Below are 16,195 nucleotides of genomic sequence, written 5' to 3' on the forward strand. Positions count from 1 at the left end.
CCGTGTCCCTACAATTTCCGCAGAAATTGGCAAGGATGAAAGCGCCAAAAGGTCTGAAAAACTGGCACTTGTTTTGAGCAAAAAAGGCGCTTTCACCCTTGCCTATCTTACTTTTTACCTTTATTCAGCAAACCCTACTTAAAAAGCACTGAACTAAATTAAATGGTTAATGACGACATCAATCTGTTAACGACGACAAATAATGTGTTAATCGACAAAATTTTATGGAGCTAAGCGGACTCGAACCGCTGACATCTTCAATGCCATTGAAGCACTCTACCAACTGAGCTATAGCCCCGTTTGACGCTTTTCTATAATGCCTTAATTTGGGTTTCCTTGTCAAGGTTTTAGCGACAAATTTTTTAGTACAGTAGACAAGGACGTTGAGCTATTTCTGATAAATAGCCCATGTAACTGTTCATGAGGAAATATACCACCAACATTGCGGCTGCTGAGAGCGCGACTAAAGTACCTGCCAACATTAGGGAAAACTCTTGCTGATCGAATGCTTCCTGCATCAGATGCAGTGACCAAGCTACCAGAGCCACATCAAAAATTAAAATAGCAACCAACATATTTTTACGAATCGTAACACTTCATCTATTTTAATATACTCAGCAGAGGTGAGTGATTCCCAGTTAAAAACCGGAAACTTCCTTAAGATATAGATTTCGGAGATTTTTACCCCCGAACAGCCACTTGATGATTTGTTAAGTAATTCTTAATTTCTGCAACGCTAAGTTGACCATAATGTAACAAAGAAGCTAAGAGTGCTGCTTCTGCCCTTCCTTGGGTTAAAGCTTCATGGATGTGTCCACAGTTACCAGCACCCCCGGAGGCAATGACAGGAATTTCCACAGAGTCGGCAATTGTCCTGGTAAGCTCTAAGTCATACCCTGCTTGGGTTCCGTCTGCATCCATGCTGGTAATTAATAATTCTCCTGCGCCGCGTTTTTCCACTTCTTTTGCCCACCAGAGCGCATCTATACCAGTATTTTCCCGGCCTCCACGCACGTAAACATCCCAACCTGGGTTAGTACGATCGGTCCTGCGTCTAGCATCAATTGCTACTACAATACACTGATTTCCGAAGCGATCGCTCGCCCGATTAATAAAATCAGGATCTCTTACCGCAGATGAATTAATGCTAACTTTGTCTGCTCCCGCCCTTAACAATTGTTTAATTGTTTCTAAGGATTGAATTCCACCGCCAACAGTCAAAGGGATGAACACCTGTTCGGCGGTGCGATACACCACATCGATAATAATGCCTCGGTCTTCGTGAGTGGCGGTAATATCAAGAAACACCAACTCATCTGCGCCAGCGTCATTATAAACCTGCGCCAATTCTACCGGATCGCCAGCGTCCTTAAGATCTACAAAATTGACACCTTTAACGACTCGCCCAGCTTTCACATCTAAGCAAGGTAAGATCCGTTTAGCTAACATGGCAATGTCTCACGTCCTCGAAGTGGTGAATAATAAGAGACTAGCGGAAAATCTACCCATATTTTGAACTATGGCGATCGTTTCTTCCCAGCAACAACCTACCGAACCAGAGCGTAAACCCAAACAACGGCAAGAGTCAACCCGCAAGCGCCAGACTCGGAAAGTGCCAGAGGAAAACTTATTGCAACCTACCGCCGCCGTTGACGAACAGGAAAAGCAGGAAGAAAGTCTCAGACCTCCGCGACTTGCTGATTATATCGGACAAAAGGAGTTGAAGGAAGTCTTGACGATCGCCATTCAAGCCGCAAAAAACCGGGGTGAACCTTTAGATCATCTCTTACTTTATGGCCCTCCGGGTTTAGGAAAAACCACCATGTCCTTAATTTTAGCGGCAGAAATGGAGGTTAATTGCAAAATTACGACTGCACCCGCTTTAGAACGACCTCGTGATATTGTGGGGTTGTTAATGAGCATGAAACAGGGAGATATCCTGTTTATTGACGAAATTCATCGGTTATCGCGGATGGCGGAAGAGTTACTTTATCCGGCGATGGAAGATTTTCGGGTTGATATTACGATCGGAAAAGGTCAATCTGCCAAAACTCGGAGTTTACCTTTGCTACCCTTTACATTAGTAGGAGCGACAACTAGAATTGGTTCGTTGACTTCACCATTGCGCGATCGCTTTGGTATAATTCACAGATTACGCTTTTACGAACCCGAAGAACTAAGTCAAATTGTACTGCGAACCGCCGAAATCCTGAAAACTCCCATCACTGGCGAAGGTGCAGCAGAAATAGCGAGGCGTGCTCGCGGTACACCCAGAATTGCCAATCGTTTGTTAAAAAGAGTTAGGGATTACAGTCAAGTAAAAGCTTCTGGCGAAATCACCCAAGAAATTGCCATTCAAGCACTAACATTATTTAATGTAGATCCAATGGGATTAGATTGGACAGACCACCTCATATTAAAGACTATGATTGAAAATTTTAACGGAGGGCCAGTAGGATTAGAAACGATCGCATCTGCAACAGGAGAAGACTCCCAAACTATAGAAGAAGTCTACGAACCTTACTTAATGCAAATAGGGTTAATGCAAAGAACACATCGGGGGAGAACAGTAACACCTGCCGCTTGGAAACATTTAGGTTATGATTAATTTTTGGGACTGGAGATGACAGGCAAGATGCCTGTCCTACAAGACTGGGAAATTTTAGATGTTAGATTTTAGATTTGAATTTTACTCATGAACCTCTCCTCTTTCTCTTCCCTCTGCGTCCTCTGCGTCTCTGTGGTTTAAAAATCTTCTTCTCTTCTTTCTTCGTGTCCTTCGCGTCTTCGCGGTTCAAAAAAATCTCTTTCTCGAATCATTGAAGACTGCGATATTAGCCAACTACCAACTACCAAAATATAGAGATGATTCGCTTAATTCTAACTCTCCTAACAGTAATAATTTTGTTTTTTGCTGGGTTTAATGCTTCGCCAGTGATGGCGCAAACGGAGACAGCAACTCCTAGTATTAATGAAACCGAATTACCGAAACTTGAAACGCCGGAAACTGCACCTTCTCCTAGTATCGATGAAGAGAAATACAAAAAAGCCAATGAAATCGGACAAAAGGCTTTTGATGCAACAGAAAAAGGAGACTTTGTAGCAGCAGAAACTTATTGGAATGAGTTAGTAGAAATGTTTCCAGATAATCCCGCTTTGTGGTCTAATTTGGGAAATAGTAAAGCGGCGCAAAATAAACTGAAAGAAGCGATCGCTTCTTACAATAAATCGATGGAACTTGCGCCAACTGCGCCCGATCCTTATCTTAACCGAGGTTTAGCATTAGAAGGATTGGGGAAATTTGCAGAAGCGATCGCAGATTATAATCATTTGCTAGAAATCGCGCCAAATGATGCAATGGGTTATAATAACCGAGGGAATGCCGAAGCAGGATTAGGGGAATGGGATAGTGCGATCGCAGATTACCGAAAAGCTTTTGAATTAGAACCCAATTTTGCCTTTGCTCGTGCCAATTATGCCTTAGCATTGTATGAAATTGGACAAAAAGAAGTCGCAATTCGTACTATGAGAAATCTGATTCGGAAATATCCTCAATTTCCCGATATGCGTGCCGCTTTAACAGCTGCGTTGTGGGAACAAGGACAACATGGAGAAGCGGAAAGTAACTGGGTGGCTGTGGTGGGATTGGACGATCGTTACAAAGATATTGAATGGGTGAAAACCATCCGTCGTTGGCCCTCTTCTTTAGTTGTAGCATTGGATAAATTCCTGAAATTGGAATAGTTAAATGACCACTACCGCACAGCGATTCCATAAGTCCTTGCTTCAGGACTTATGGAATAAATTCGCATATTTTCTGATTTGATTTTCATGCCAATGTGGGATACTAAATCCAGCTGAAATACCCCATCAGAGGAAACTGTGAAAGACGAAATAATTGTCAGACAAACTGAGTAACTGGACATTTTGCACAACTGCAACCTGATCGCCCTGGTAGTTGATGCGCGTTCCCTGGAATTCGCCCATTCTGTTGTAGATTAATCCCAGGGAATAGTTATTACTATCACCAGCCAACCGAATTCGGTCTTCAGTGGTGTTGAAATCGGTGATAATGGCATACCCTGTCCCTATGTAATAAGACCAACTATTAGGTCCAAGACTACCATGCAAGACAAAATCATCGCTACCTGCTCCGCCTGTTAATCTGTCATATTCGCCTGTATCAACTGCGGTTGCAGACGCACTGGAACCTCTTAGCCAATCGTTGCCATCGCCACCAATCAAGGTATCTGTACCCTCACTACCATGTAGGATGTCAGCACCAGTGCCACCGTTAAGAGAGTCATTACCTTCACCCCCAGAGAGAAAGTCATCGCCCCCATCTCCTGCTAAGATGTCATTGCCAGCCTGACCGTTCACACCATCGTCATTGGCTCCGCCGCGAAGGGTATCTACGCCATTCCCACCTCGTAGATCGTCTATGCCGTCACCACCCTCCAAAAGGTCGTCTCCATCCCCGCCATTTAACAAATCGTTGCCCGAACCGCCATACAAGCGGTCATTTCCTGAACCACCACTAATTAAATCATTGCCTGCCTCACCGTATAAGTCGTCATTGCCCTCCTCTCCCCATAGCTCATCATTACCAGAGCCACCATAGATTACGTCATTTCCGCCTCTTCCTCTTATGTAGTCATCTCCGCCATAGCCATAGATCAAATCCTCTGCTGGTTTTAAGACATAGACTCCATTTTCTATGGACCACACAGGAGTATTATTTCCAACCAAATCGTCATTGTTGTTAGTGCCTTCGATCAGATTAACAGCCATGATCAATTGCTCCAAACGAAAGTATAAGGTTCAACGCTTGTTTTTGCAGATCTTTCCACCTGATTTGGGAACCTAAAAGATCGCCAATAATATATGCAGTTGCCTGTAGCCTCCTCCACTTTGGAGATAGGGTAGGGACTAATGCTATAGCAAGCTAGACTCAACACTGACAAATTTTCTCTTTAAATGTCTTGCAGATTCTTGTTGTTTTTGCACAATTTTGCTATGAATTACGCCCGGTTTTACGAGTCATGCCAGTTAAGCGTTTGAAGTGACGATTTAGATGGCTTTGGTGAGTAAAACCGCTCCAGGCACACAGGACACACCAGAGAAGAGAAGGAAGAATATAGAAAACCCAACCCCTCCCCGCACGCGAGGAGGGGGCTAAAAATTTGTGTTGAGTTGTGATTAACAGTTTAAAATCCTACAAATCTCCCAGGCTTTAAGCTGGGTTGACTTCTAAAATTAATTCTTGAATTTTCGTAGCAGTTAATTCTTGAACATTTGGCAAAATTGTCTTGGCACCAGCTTGTTTTAAATTCGCAGTATAAGCATCAAGTTGTTGAGAGGTTTCTTGTAAAACATGAGGTGGTAAAATTCCTACGCCGATCCATAAACGATTCGGTTGTAAAGCTTTAGCTTTTTCTACGGTGTACATATCAGCAACCGTATCTCCTACATAAATAACTGGCGTGGTTTCATCGGCGGAAAATTGTTGTTCTAATAATTGCACAGTTGCGAAAAGTCCTGTAGGATCGGGTTTACCAGGTGCGTCTTCCATTGCGATTAAAACGGGAGTTTTTAATCCTAAACGTTTACATAAAACATATTCTGCGGAACCTCTGGTTGCACCACTGAAAAAACCCCAAGGTATTCCCGCTGTTGTCAAACTTTCTAAATAGTTTGGTGCTAAAAGTAATGGTTCTGTGCAAATGTAACCTGTCCAATTTTCGGGGTTGGGGCCACGATAACGAGATTGAAAGAAGGCGACTAGGGTATTGTAATCTAAGGCAATTTCTGTGCGGGTTTTTCCCTGTTTTTCAAAATATCGATAAACTAATTCTTGGGAAGCTTCCCAATCATTGTTCCATACACCTTCGGATTTTAAGGCATCAATGTCTACTTGGGAGGGACGATAAGCGCCGTCTGTGTATTGTTCTACGGTGTCAGCAAGGGCGCGACGATAGGAACCGCCCACATCGCGCACAACCCCATCAATATCGAAAACTACGATCGCTAATGCCGAACTTACACTCTTGTCTAGGTTAGATGCTGTCAATTTGATTTACCTCGAAAATTTAAAGAAAAAAGGTTAGACAATTAGGTTATTATAGAAAGGTTGTAAAGACGCGAAAAGTCTGGGTTGATCCCGGAGGTGGGTTTGTCGAAGTTTATTTTAAAGGTTCTCTGGTTAGACAAGGATGTAGCGATCGCAGTTGATCAGGTGGTGGGCAAAGGTACAAGTCCTTTGACGAAATACTTTTTTTGGCCTCGCAATGATGCTTGGGAAGAGTTAAAAAAAGAGCTAGAATCCAAGCACTGGATTTCGGAAACAGACCGAGTTGAACTTCTCAATAAGGCTACAGAAGTAATTAACTACTGGCAAGAAGAAGGCAAGCGTCGTCCTATGTCAGAAGCGCAAGGTAAATTCCCGGAAGTTGCCTTTACTGGTAGCGCCTGATTGTATCTAAGTCGCCACAAGTTAATGTTTTGGTCATTTCTGAAGTTAGTGACACTTTCCTGGATTTAAACCGGGAGAGTGTCATTGAATTTTAGATTTTAAATTTTAGAGTACGATCGCACTAACACCCTTGATTGTTCTGCGAACCGTTCGGCATTATTGCCCCACACAGATTCGCGCCTGTTAAATCTGTACCATCCAGCTTGGCATCTTTGAGGATAGCACCGCTGAGATTGGCATCAACCAAGGAAGCATCTTCGAGATCTACACCAGTGAGATTAGCATTTTTCAGGTTGGCTCCCCGCAGATTGGTATCAAACTTAACCGGACGCTCTTTGGCATTAAAAGAGGCTATTCCACCAAAATTTCCACCCAAAATCGAGAGTGCTGTACCGACGGCATCCAGTGCCATTTCTCCACTGGAGTAATTACCAGGGATACCCGACAACTTTACCGATGTATCACCCAAATCTGCACCTTGAAGATCTGCGCCTTCCAGATTAGCTGATACCAACATCGCTCCTTCTAAATTGGCGTTTTTCAGATTAGCATTCGACAAGTCTGCATTTTGCAACATTGCCGGAGCCGAGATTTTGGCTCCGGCAAGATTCGCTTTTGCTAGAGAAACGCCTTGCAGATTCGCTGCGCTCAAGTCTGCCTTTTCCAAGATTGCCTCTGACACTGAACTAAGAGCGAGATTTACTCCAGAAAGGTTTGCCTGGGTTAAGTTTGCCTTTTCCAAGTTTGCTCCGACTAAATAAGCTCTCTCCAATTTCGCCTTTTGTAAATTAGCTCCTTGCAAATTTGCTCCTTCCAAATTCGCACCTTTCAAGTTAGCTGAACTGAGATCCGCGCCTTGCAAATTGCATCGCACGCATTCTTTTGTTTCTAACAATTGCTTTACTTGGGCAGATGTATCTGAGCTAGATTCTGTTTTCTCGCGGCGCACTTTCGCCAGCGATAGCATTTGTGGAGAAATTGGCGGCATCTTTAACTGACTTTTTAAAGAGTTGGCTACCTTTTCATTGCCTAGAATTGCCAAAAAATTGGTGCGATTAGATGGCTCGGATTCTGATTGAATTAAATAGCCAAATTCGAGGCGATGAATTCTGTTCCAGATTTGATAATTGCTGGCAAAAACTCGATCGAGGGGAACTTTAATCTCTGCGGTTGCCCGGATATCATTCAAAAACTCGATCTTTTTGCCTTCTTCAATGTAAATGGTTAGATTTTGCTCGGTTGTAGTAATCTTGCATTTTTCAGTTTTAGGTTTCTTGCCTGTGTGGAAGGCGCAAACAGCTTCCTCTCCCTTGCGTGCGTCTAGGGGAATGGGAATCTTAAATCCTGCACAGCGAGAGTTAAGGGGAAATTGCGAACAGAGTTGATAGAGTTCCCGGTCTATTTCTTGATTTTGAGCCACACTAGGTAGAGCAACCAAGCTCGAAGCCAGCACTCCAGCAATGAGCAATTTCTGAGATTTCATATCTTGATGTTCAGTAAGCGATCGCTAACTAACAATATAACAACGTTGAGTTTGTCTGTATATCCCAGCCGGATAAATCCAACTATTCGCTTTTTTCCTCTAAACACAGAGGGTTTTCCGCGTTATTTTTTATTGAACGTGCTTTCATCCCCATCCCAAGAGTGGGTGGGGATGAAAGCACGGTTAAAGGAGGGGGTTCGATGCCCCCTCCTTTAACAATTAGCGTCGTTTTTGGGAGTCAATATATCGCTTAACAGCTTCGGAGGAAGCACCACCGACAGAAGAGTCAACCGCCCCATCCCCTCGTGGGTGGGGCGGTTGACTTGAAGCTCAAATTTTTCAGGAGGGTAGCAATATTTTCATGCTTACCCTCCAACTTTTTTATCCGTCCATCAAAAAGGAGTAAACTAGTCGCAATAGTTCTAATTCTGTAGGATCTAACCTCCGACCTTCTGCCAGGGCAATAAATTTTCCTTCCAATTCTGCCATTTGTTCATGTGGGGGATCGGTGGCGGTAAATTCTGCTAAATAAACATTAATAGCATCTTCCGGTGAATCTACTTTCGCCCAAAACTCTGTTTCGATTTTCAGGCTACCACTAGCTAAACCTAATTTTTGTTCATTATAAGCGATCGCCTCATCCAAACCTGTAGCCACTACACCTTCGAGCGAACTCTCTGCAACTTTCGTTCCCGGAGGTAAGCCATCAAATTGGCAAACAGTACCATTGAGGCGTAAAAACAGGACTCGCGCACTAGTGGGGTGCTTATGGTACAGAATGAAGCGGGCGTTTGGCATGGTGTTTTGCTGAATAGCTATAATTCTCTGGTTAGTAATTATACAAACATCTGTGCGGCAAATATTGTTAACTACGAACAGCCTTCTACCTTAACTAAAATTAAGTTAAAAAGAATGAATGTTGCTCCCCTCTAGCAATACAATCATTTAAGGCGGTAAATCAAGGCTGGAGTGTTGGGAGATGAGCCAAGATCCTAATTTATTTTGGTTTGGATGTATTCTTTGGTTGGTCAGCGTTTTAGTTATTTTCCACTTAGTTTACTCTCATCCTCCAGCCAAGGATGCAGTTAGTCAGAAACAAGTGCATCCGATCAAGTATGCTTATGTAATTAATACAGATGAAGAAAAAGAAATTGCTCAATTGCGGCAAGAATGTGCGCGACTTCGCCAAAAATTGCAGCAACAATCCCAAAAATTAAGGGAAGATTTTCAACATAATACCTTTTATCAATTGGAAACTCTGTTAACTAATTATCCTACTGTTTGTAAAGTTGTCCAAGAACACCCTGATTTACCTGCGAAAAATATTTTACCTTTGTTTAAACCTTTGGATAAAATTTTAGATCATTGGGGATATGAAGCGATCGGATCGCCTTTAGCACAAGTTCCCTATAATCCGCAATTACATCAACCCGACGATCGAGATATTACCGTTGGCGAGTTAGTTTATATTTGGTTTGTGGGATATCAAGATCCGAAGTTAAAATATATTATTTCCCCTGCGATCGTTAGCCGCAACTTACCAGAGATTCCTAACTCAAATAAAAGTTATGCAGTTACTTTAGTTAATTCATTGGACTAAATCAATGAAACTTAATTTTCATGCCAGTGAATTTGAGGCCGTTGCTAATGCTTTATCAATGGTGAAAGAACGAATTGCTGGCCATTTCTTTAGTCAGCCAGAAATCTTACTTTTCATTTAACTAATCTTCCATCCCAAAAAATCTATCAAAAGGAAGTACTAAATTTGTTGAAGATATTTTTGGACTAAATAAAACAATAAGGTGGGAATTACCCACCTTACTGCTGTTAAGTCTTTCGGTATAGTTTTGGTTATAGGGGGCGATCGACTTGGCGATTCCAACAAAGCAGTCAATCAAATAATCACATCGTTTTAGTTGCCAACTGGAGAAAGAAGCGTTTGTTTGCTGTTCTGTGCCCCAGTGCTTTGCTTCTATATATTTATTCAACCTAGCCAACTGGTTTTCCTGAAAATTTAGAGCCAATTTAATTAAGCCTTTCTTATCGCTAAACCAAAATTGCTTTATCCAAACCAATATATATCACAAGTTATAGCCGCACTGGGATGCAGTGCTTAGTTTCCTGAAAAATGGCAATTTTTTGGGATTTTTGCTTTATTCTGCCCTGTGGAGCTTTGCTGTTAACGTTAGTGCTCCTTTCTTTAACCTGTTTCTCTTGGATAACTTGGCGATCGACATCAGCATAGTCACCATCTATAACAGCTTAGGTGCTGGTGCTAATCTACTAATGCTCATGGTTTGGGGCAAACTGGCAGATCGAGTAGGAAGTCGCCCCATAATGATCGTAATTGGAATTTTGGTAGCTCTCACGCCGCTACTTTGGTTAGAATCTGGAACTAGCTCGACTTTCCTTTGGATTTGGTTTCCGCTGTTGTTCGTGCTAGGGGGTGGAACTTGGGCAGCGATCGATCTATGCAGCGGCAATCTTCTCATGTCAGTAACACCGCTACGCAATCAATCAATTTACTTTGCGATCGCCGCAGCAGTTCCCGGCGTAACTGGCGCAATGGGAATCACCACAGGCAGTTTTCTGGCAACTGCGATCGATATCGGAGGTTTACCAGGGATCTTTGCTCTCTCCGCTATGCTCAGATTGGTGGCTTTGTTGCCTTTAGTTTTTGTTCATGAACAACGGGCTGTTTCTCTGGGTAAATTTTGGCTACTACTATTGCCAGCTTGGTGGCGAAGAGTACCAACCGATCCAGGAGAAATAGCTTTTCAACCCTTAGTTCAAGATCCAGAACCATCTTCAGATGTTGATTAGTCCCCAGATGCCCCCAGATCCCCGACTTCTCCAAGAAGTCGGGGATCTCGCGGTACTGAAGTCCGGGATCTCGCTTGGAATTGTGGAAAATGTCTAATTAGGAGATAGTTATTGTTAAGTTAGTGTGAGGTAGTGAATTGTGATCCCGCAAGGAGTCAGTCTGCAAGACATTTTAATTCAAGCACAACAAGGCGATACCCAAGCTATTGCTACCTTGATTAATCAAGCTTTATCCACAGCCGGAATCACAGCAATAGTTAATTCTGAAGGTAGTTGTCTGCAAATAAGATTACTGTCTCACCAATCATTAGAGCAAAATTTCTGGGTTGGTTTTGTCAGAGATGGAATGAACGGACTGCAATGTAAAACGTTTGATTCTGTGCGAGTAATTGGGCAAGAAATTCACAAAGTCCCAGCTAATTGGATTCAGGAATTTGAGTTATCTGCTTGTGAACCTCAAATAACACCGGAAACAGTCGCAATTCCCAAAGAACGAAAATTTAAAATTCCCTTGCTATGGTTAGTCAGTGGTGCGATCGGGATTTTATTAATTTTGGGCAGTTTTCTCCTCAAACATCAACTGGAAAATAGACAAATCATCCCCACTCAAACACCCGCTCCTCAAGCACAACCTACACCAAAAGTCACTGCTAAACCTACACCAAAAGCCAGCCCGACACCAGTTGTCAAAGTAGTCAAAAAGCCTGTAGAAGAAGCGCCACCAGCTAAACCCCGCACTGCGCCAATGTATTTGGAAAAAACAATTACTGGCAAAATTACTCCGAAATCAATTGTGCATTCGGGGAATGGGTTATTTTTTGCTCAAAATATGATGTACAGCCACACAATTACTGTGTATAACCGAGAGCATAAATTAGTGAAAACTATTCCCGATCGCGTAAATTTAGCAAAGTTTGGTTACGCTAATTTTCCAGGCGAATACAACGGCGCACCTGTAGAAGTTAGTTTTTCCCATGATGGCAAATATGCTTGGGTTTCTAATTATCAAATGTATGGTGCAGGGTTTAATAATCCGGGAAGCGATCGCTGTTCTCCCTCCCAAGGAACAGACAATAGTTTCTTGTATCGCATCAACACCGAAAATTTGCAAATTGAAAAAGTAATTCAAGTAGGTTCAGTTCCTAAGTTCGTCGCCACTTCTCCTGATAACCGTTTCGTGTTAGTTAGTAATTGGTGTAGTTGGGATTTAAGCATTATTGATACCGAGAAAAATCAGGAAATTAAACGGGTGAAAATTGGCGCTTATCCCAGGGGGATTGTTGTCGATCGCAGATCTCAAAAAGCCTACATTGCTGTTATGGGTTCTTCGGATATTGCTCAAGTAGACTTAGAAAATTACTCAGTTAATTGGTTGCGAAATATTGGGCGATCGCCACGACATTTAAATCTCGATCGCACCGGAAGATATCTCTACGCCTCTTTAAATAGTGAAGGGAGAATCGCCAAAATTGACTTATCAAAACCTAAAGTCCTCTCTAGAGTTTACACAGGTTCAGCACCTCGCAGCATGGTTTTATCAGATGATGGTCAAATGCTTTATGTAGTTAATTACAGCAACAATACCGTAAGTAAAGTTCGCACCCAAGATATGAAAGTTTTACAAACAGTCAGAGTCGGTGCTAGTCCCATTGGTATTACTTACGATCCCAAAAACAGAGAAGTTTGGGTTGCTTGTTATTCAGGTCAAATCATGGTCTTCCAAGATTAGGAATGTATCGTATAATATTTTTTAGTGTACACTAATTAATTTGTTATACCTCTAACTAACTATTACTTTAGGATTTTTATTACCGCAGAGTTAGCCAGAAGACCATCATTTTGGCTGATGCTAATTAATTACTCAATTCTTAAGCTATAGGTGTAAATCTAAACAATTACCGCGAGCGCATAAGGAGCCATAAAATGTTGACTATAGTTGCATTTTTAGCTAGTTACGCATTAGTTAGTGCAATTTTTGTATCTGTGGTTGAGTAACTTAAATGGGATACTCTCAACAGATAAAGGTTACAGCTAATCAAATAATAGCAATTTTTTTTAGCTTTTGCGATCTCTCAAGGGGAAACCTTAAAGGGGAAAGGTTAAAGCAATCATTCCATCCCTTTCCCTTTATCCTTCTTGCAAAGTTATTTTTGTCAGATTTCTTGTAATCTATAATTATCAAACCCTTTCCTTACCTTTGTATGCCCCTGTTTGAGTTAATTTAAAATGGGTAAACAGTTTAAGATAACAAATTTCTCTTCAACTAAGCAATAACCAACAGAGTCAGTCCAATGGAAGAAGTAAGTAGCAAAATCGATTTCAGGAGAATAGCAATTTCAGTCTTATGGAAGAAGCAAACAGCGAAAATATCTTATAAATTTACTGACAATAGCAAATGTTTACTTCGTTCTCCATGAACTCCTTAATTATAGCTAAGTTAAGGGTGTTAAAGAGGCGTAAATTTTGCTGAAATTGCTAAAACTTAGTAAATGTTCATTTCTTACTTTTATTAATTGCCGAATGTATTAAAAGTAAGAATAAAATTTAAACCTAGAGGGTAGATATGTCTAAAGATGAAAAATTAACCGATGTTCATGTAAGCGACCTTGAAACAAGAAAAATAGGATTTTCTTCAGAGAACACAACAAAATCAGCATTGTCAATGAAAACATCATTATCTAAGTTACATCCCAATAATTCGCAAAATTCGCTTACTGAAAATTTTGTTTTAATTTGTCTCTCACATTTACGATGGAATTTTGTTTATCAACGACCGCAACATCTTTTAAGTCGCTGCGCCAAAGAGCGAACTGTGTTTTTTATTGAAGAACCTATTTTTAGCGCCGATACTTCTCCTTGCTTAGATGTGAGTATTAGCGAGAGTGGAGTTGTGGTTGTAGTACCGCATTTAAAAGAAGGAATTAGTGAAGAAGAGATTACTTTAACTTTAAAAACAATGCTCGATGATTTGTTGGAACAAAAGCAAATTAAAGAGTATATTGTCTGGTATTACACACCAATGGCATTGAGTTTTACTCGCCATTTGAATCCGCTTTTAGTTGTCTATGATTGTATGGATGAGCTATCAGCTTTTAAGGGTGCAAGTCCCACTTTGAAAGCTTTAGAAGTTGAACTATTTAGCCTGGGAGATTTGGTATTTACAGGGGGACAAAGCCTTTATGAAGCTAAACGCGATCGCCATCCCCACGTCTACGCTTTCCCCAGCAGCATCGATAAAAATCACTTTGGCAAAGCCAGAAATTTAACCGCAGAACCAGCAGATCAAATTAATATCCCTCATCCCCGTTTAGGGTTTTTTGGGGTAATAGATGAACGCATGGATATTGAACTATTAGGCGAAATTGCCCAAGCGCGACCTGATTGGCATTTAGTAATGATCGGACCTGTAGTAAAAATAGATCCAACAACCTTACCAAACTATCCAAATATTCATTACTTAGGTGGCAAATCCTATCAGGAATTACCCGAATATGTTGGCGGTTGGGATATAGCAATGTTACCCTTTGCACTTAACGAATCAACTCGTTTTATTAGTCCGACTAAAACACCGGAATATCTAGCCGCAGGTAAGCCAGTTATTTCCACTTCCATCCGCGATGTTGTCCGTCCTTATGGCGAAAATGATTTAGTAAAAATTGCCGATAATGTAACAGATTTTGTCGCTGCTGCTGAGGAATTAATGAGTCAAGATTTTGACTCATCTGGGTGGTTAGAAAAAGTCGATTCTTTTCTGGCGGAAAACTCTTGGGATTCTACATGGCGCAGGATGATGCAGCTGATTGAAAGTGCAATGAGCGATCGCCTTTCTCAAACAAAAACCAAACAATTAACATCTCTTGGTCAATCCGAATAAAAAGTAAACATTATGAATGACGAATTTCCTGTTTTTAAACTGGGCAAATTTCCTTAATTTAAAACTCTAAGTAATCGGTTATTGCCCAGCTTCATAGCCGATTACTGATTAACCAAGTTTTTGATTCCCTGTCGTGAAGTAGCATTTAGTTCCTCATTCACTGAATAGGAACAGGAACCTCCTGCGCGAATTTTGTAAACAAAAAGAGAGGTATTGGAAATGTTTGATTATTTAATCGTGGGTGCAGGATTCGCTGGCAGCGTTTTGGCGGAAAGGTTAGCAAGTCAGTTAGGAAAAAAGGTGTTAATTGTTGACAAGCGGAACCATATTGGTGGGAATGCTTACGATCATTACAATGAAGATGGGATTTTAGTCCACAAATACGGCCCACACATTTTTCATACTAATTCAAAAGATGTTTTTCAGTATCTTTCTAACTTTACCCAATGGCGTTCTTACGAACACCGAGTACGTGCTAGTGTTGATGGTCAACTAGTACCAATTCCCATCAATTTAGACACCATTAACAAACTTTACGGATTGAATCTTACCTCATTTGAACTAGAAGAATTCTTTGCCAAAGTTGCCGAGAAAAAAGAGTATATCCGCACTAGCGAAGATGTAGTTGTAAGTAAAGTTGGAAGAGAACTTTACGAGAAATTTTTCCGTAACTACACTCGGAAACAATGGGATATGGACCCATCAGAATTAGATAAATCGGTGACAGCGCGTGTTCCTACTCGGACTAATCGGGACGATCGCTATTTTACCGACACTTACCAAGCAATGCCATTGCACGGTTTTACAGCGATGTTTGAGAAAATGTTATCTCATCCAAACATCAAAATAATGCTCAATACTGATTATCGGGAAATCCAAAATGTCATCCCCTATCGTCAGATGATTTATACAGGGCCAATTGATGCTTTCTTCGATTATCGTTACGGTAAATTACCTTATCGTTCGCTAGAATTCAAACACGAAACCCATAACAAACCAGTACATCAACCAGCGCCCGTAGTTAACTATCCCAACGAACATTTATACACTCGTTGCACTGAATTTAAATACCTCACCGGACAGGAACATTCTAAAACTAGCATTGTCTACGAATTCCCCCAAGCTGAAGGAGATCCTTACTATCCAGTACCACGTCCAGAAAATGCCGAACTTTACAAGAAATATAAAGCATTAGCTGATGCTATTCCCGAAGTATATTTTGTGGGAAGGTTGGCAACTTACAAGTATTACAACATGGATCAATGCGTAGCTCAAGCGCTGACGGTCTTCAAAGAAATTCGCACCAAAGAGCCAGAAAAACCGCTGGTTTTGCAACCAATGGATCGCACAGACAATTACATTCAAAATGGATCTGTTAAGGAAATGATTGGGGAACATAATGCGATCGCGTCCGTCACTACAGACGGTAACGGTAAACATTAGTTGGGAATTGAGGTAGGGGCGATTCATGAATTGCCCCTACGACTGGGAAATAAATACTGTTTTCCCAAGTTTGGTTAACACCTTAAGCATGGGATAGACA

The 16,195-nt window shown here is 41.4% G+C and carries 14 protein-coding genes, 1 tRNA gene and 1 pseudogene; 8 read left to right on the forward strand and 8 right to left on the reverse strand.

Annotation, left to right across the window (positions count from 1 at the left end):
- Positions 1 to 225: 225 nt before the first annotated feature.
- The 3 genes from ACE1CC_RS15765 to hisF all read right to left on the reverse strand — a co-directional run bounded on the left by ACE1CC_RS15765 (position 226) and on the right by hisF (position 1,449).
- A tRNA-Ala gene (locus ACE1CC_RS15765) sits at positions 226 to 298 on the reverse strand.
- Between the two features lie 64 nt (positions 299 to 362).
- Positions 363 to 575 (reverse strand): hypothetical protein, encoded by a 213-nt coding sequence (locus ACE1CC_RS15770; protein WP_413271384.1) that lies wholly within the window; start codon positions 573 to 575, stop codon positions 363 to 365.
- Between the two features lie 106 nt (positions 576 to 681).
- The gene (gene hisF / locus ACE1CC_RS15775) at positions 682 to 1,449 is read right to left on the reverse strand and encodes an imidazole glycerol phosphate synthase subunit HisF (RefSeq protein ID WP_413271385.1); all 768 of its coding nucleotides are present in this window, start codon (positions 1,447 to 1,449) and stop codon (positions 682 to 684) included.
- A gap of 70 nt (positions 1,450 to 1,519) precedes the next feature.
- Between hisF and ruvB the strand changes: the two genes are divergently transcribed.
- Both ruvB and ACE1CC_RS15785 read left to right on the forward strand, forming a co-directional pair.
- On the forward strand, positions 1,520 to 2,608 hold the full coding sequence (ruvB, locus tag ACE1CC_RS15780) for a Holliday junction branch migration DNA helicase RuvB (protein ID WP_413271386.1): 1,089 nt from the start codon (positions 1,520 to 1,522) through the stop codon (positions 2,606 to 2,608).
- A 257-nt stretch (positions 2,609 to 2,865) separates the two neighbouring features.
- A complete protein-coding gene (locus ACE1CC_RS15785) occupies positions 2,866 to 3,744 on the forward strand; it encodes a tetratricopeptide repeat protein (RefSeq protein ID WP_413271387.1) in 879 nt (292 codons plus the stop codon).
- 126 nt (positions 3,745 to 3,870) lie between these two features.
- On the opposite strand, the gene ACE1CC_RS15790 is transcribed toward ACE1CC_RS15785, so the two are convergent.
- Positions 3,871 to 4,791 carry a calcium-binding protein gene (locus ACE1CC_RS15790; RefSeq protein WP_413271388.1) on the reverse strand — a complete coding sequence of 307 codons (921 nt, stop codon included), beginning with the start codon at positions 4,789 to 4,791 and terminating at the stop codon, positions 3,871 to 3,873.
- 442 nt (positions 4,792 to 5,233) lie between these two features.
- Positions 5,234 to 6,070 carry a TIGR01548 family HAD-type hydrolase gene (locus ACE1CC_RS15795; protein ID WP_413271389.1) on the reverse strand — a complete coding sequence of 279 codons (837 nt, stop codon included), beginning with the start codon at positions 6,068 to 6,070 and terminating at the stop codon, positions 5,234 to 5,236.
- A gap of 87 nt (positions 6,071 to 6,157) precedes the next feature.
- Between ACE1CC_RS15795 and ACE1CC_RS15800 the strand changes: the two genes are divergently transcribed.
- Positions 6,158 to 6,472, forward strand: a complete 315-nt coding sequence (locus ACE1CC_RS15800) for a 30S ribosomal protein PSRP-3 (protein WP_413271430.1) — start codon at positions 6,158 to 6,160, stop codon at positions 6,470 to 6,472.
- A gap of 121 nt (positions 6,473 to 6,593) precedes the next feature.
- Here ACE1CC_RS15800 and ACE1CC_RS15805 read toward each other — a convergent pair whose 3' ends face one another.
- Complete coding sequence (locus tag ACE1CC_RS15805) at positions 6,594 to 7,955, reverse strand: pentapeptide repeat-containing protein (RefSeq protein ID WP_413271390.1); 1,362 nt, start codon at positions 7,953 to 7,955, stop codon at positions 6,594 to 6,596.
- A 381-nt stretch (positions 7,956 to 8,336) separates the two neighbouring features.
- Entirely contained in the window at positions 8,337 to 8,753 is a 417-nt protein-coding gene (locus ACE1CC_RS15810; protein WP_413271391.1) for a hypothetical protein, read from the reverse strand.
- A gap of 181 nt (positions 8,754 to 8,934) precedes the next feature.
- On the opposite strand from ACE1CC_RS15810, the gene ACE1CC_RS15815 reads away from it, so the two are divergent.
- Complete coding sequence (locus tag ACE1CC_RS15815; protein ID WP_413271392.1) at positions 8,935 to 9,555, forward strand: molecular chaperone GrpE; 621 nt, start codon at positions 8,935 to 8,937, stop codon at positions 9,553 to 9,555.
- Positions 9,556 to 9,676: 121 nt separating this feature from the next.
- On the opposite strand, the gene ACE1CC_RS15820 is transcribed toward ACE1CC_RS15815, so the two are convergent.
- Positions 9,677 to 9,979 (reverse strand): hypothetical protein, encoded by a 303-nt coding sequence (locus ACE1CC_RS15820; protein ID WP_413271393.1) that lies wholly within the window; start codon positions 9,977 to 9,979, stop codon positions 9,677 to 9,679.
- A gap of 82 nt (positions 9,980 to 10,061) precedes the next feature.
- Here ACE1CC_RS15820 and ACE1CC_RS15825 point away from each other — a divergent pair.
- From ACE1CC_RS15825 to glf, 4 genes and pseudogenes are all read left to right on the forward strand, one after another.
- A pseudogene (locus tag ACE1CC_RS15825) lies at positions 10,062 to 10,778 on the forward strand (MFS transporter); the annotation flags it as partial.
- A 139-nt stretch (positions 10,779 to 10,917) separates the two neighbouring features.
- Entirely contained in the window at positions 10,918 to 12,507 is a 1,590-nt protein-coding gene (locus tag ACE1CC_RS15830; protein ID WP_413271395.1) for a peptidoglycan-binding protein, read from the forward strand.
- 834 nt (positions 12,508 to 13,341) lie between these two features.
- Positions 13,342 to 14,652, forward strand: coding sequence for a glycosyltransferase family 1 protein (locus ACE1CC_RS15835; RefSeq protein ID WP_413271396.1), 1,311 nt, complete (start codon positions 13,342 to 13,344; stop codon positions 14,650 to 14,652).
- A 219-nt stretch (positions 14,653 to 14,871) separates the two neighbouring features.
- Positions 14,872 to 16,095 (forward strand): UDP-galactopyranose mutase, encoded by a 1,224-nt coding sequence (glf, locus tag ACE1CC_RS15840; RefSeq protein WP_413271397.1) that lies wholly within the window; start codon positions 14,872 to 14,874, stop codon positions 16,093 to 16,095.
- Positions 16,096 to 16,195: the final 100 nt, after the last annotated feature.

Source organism: Floridaenema aerugineum BLCC-F46 (assembly GCF_041929345.1).
GTDB classification, from domain to species: domain Bacteria; phylum Cyanobacteriota; class Cyanobacteriia; order Cyanobacteriales; family Aerosakkonemataceae; genus Floridanema; species Floridanema aerugineum.

Bases quoted from the DNA above. Each gene is read 5' to 3' on its own strand.
- ACE1CC_RS15770 (WP_413271384.1), bottom strand. From the start codon at position 575: ATGTTGGTTGCTATTTTAATTTTTGATGTGGCTCTGGTAGCTTGGTCA.
- hisF (WP_413271385.1), bottom strand. From the start codon at position 1,449: ATGTTAGCTAAACGGATCTTACCTTGCTTAGATGTGAAAGCTGGGCGA.
- ruvB (WP_413271386.1), top strand. From the start codon at position 1,520: ATGGCGATCGTTTCTTCCCAGCAACAACCTACCGAACCAGAGCGTAAA.
- ACE1CC_RS15785 (WP_413271387.1), top strand. From the start codon at position 2,866: ATGATTCGCTTAATTCTAACTCTCCTAACAGTAATAATTTTGTTTTTT.
- ACE1CC_RS15790 (WP_413271388.1), bottom strand. From the start codon at position 4,791: ATGGCTGTTAATCTGATCGAAGGCACTAACAACAATGACGATTTGGTT.
- ACE1CC_RS15805 (WP_413271390.1), bottom strand. From the start codon at position 7,955: ATGAAATCTCAGAAATTGCTCATTGCTGGAGTGCTGGCTTCGAGCTTG.
- ACE1CC_RS15810 (WP_413271391.1), bottom strand. From the start codon at position 8,753: ATGCCAAACGCCCGCTTCATTCTGTACCATAAGCACCCCACTAGTGCG.
- ACE1CC_RS15815 (WP_413271392.1), top strand. From the start codon at position 8,935: ATGAGCCAAGATCCTAATTTATTTTGGTTTGGATGTATTCTTTGGTTG.
- ACE1CC_RS15835 (WP_413271396.1), top strand. From the start codon at position 13,342: ATGTCTAAAGATGAAAAATTAACCGATGTTCATGTAAGCGACCTTGAA.
- glf (WP_413271397.1), top strand. From the start codon at position 14,872: ATGTTTGATTATTTAATCGTGGGTGCAGGATTCGCTGGCAGCGTTTTG.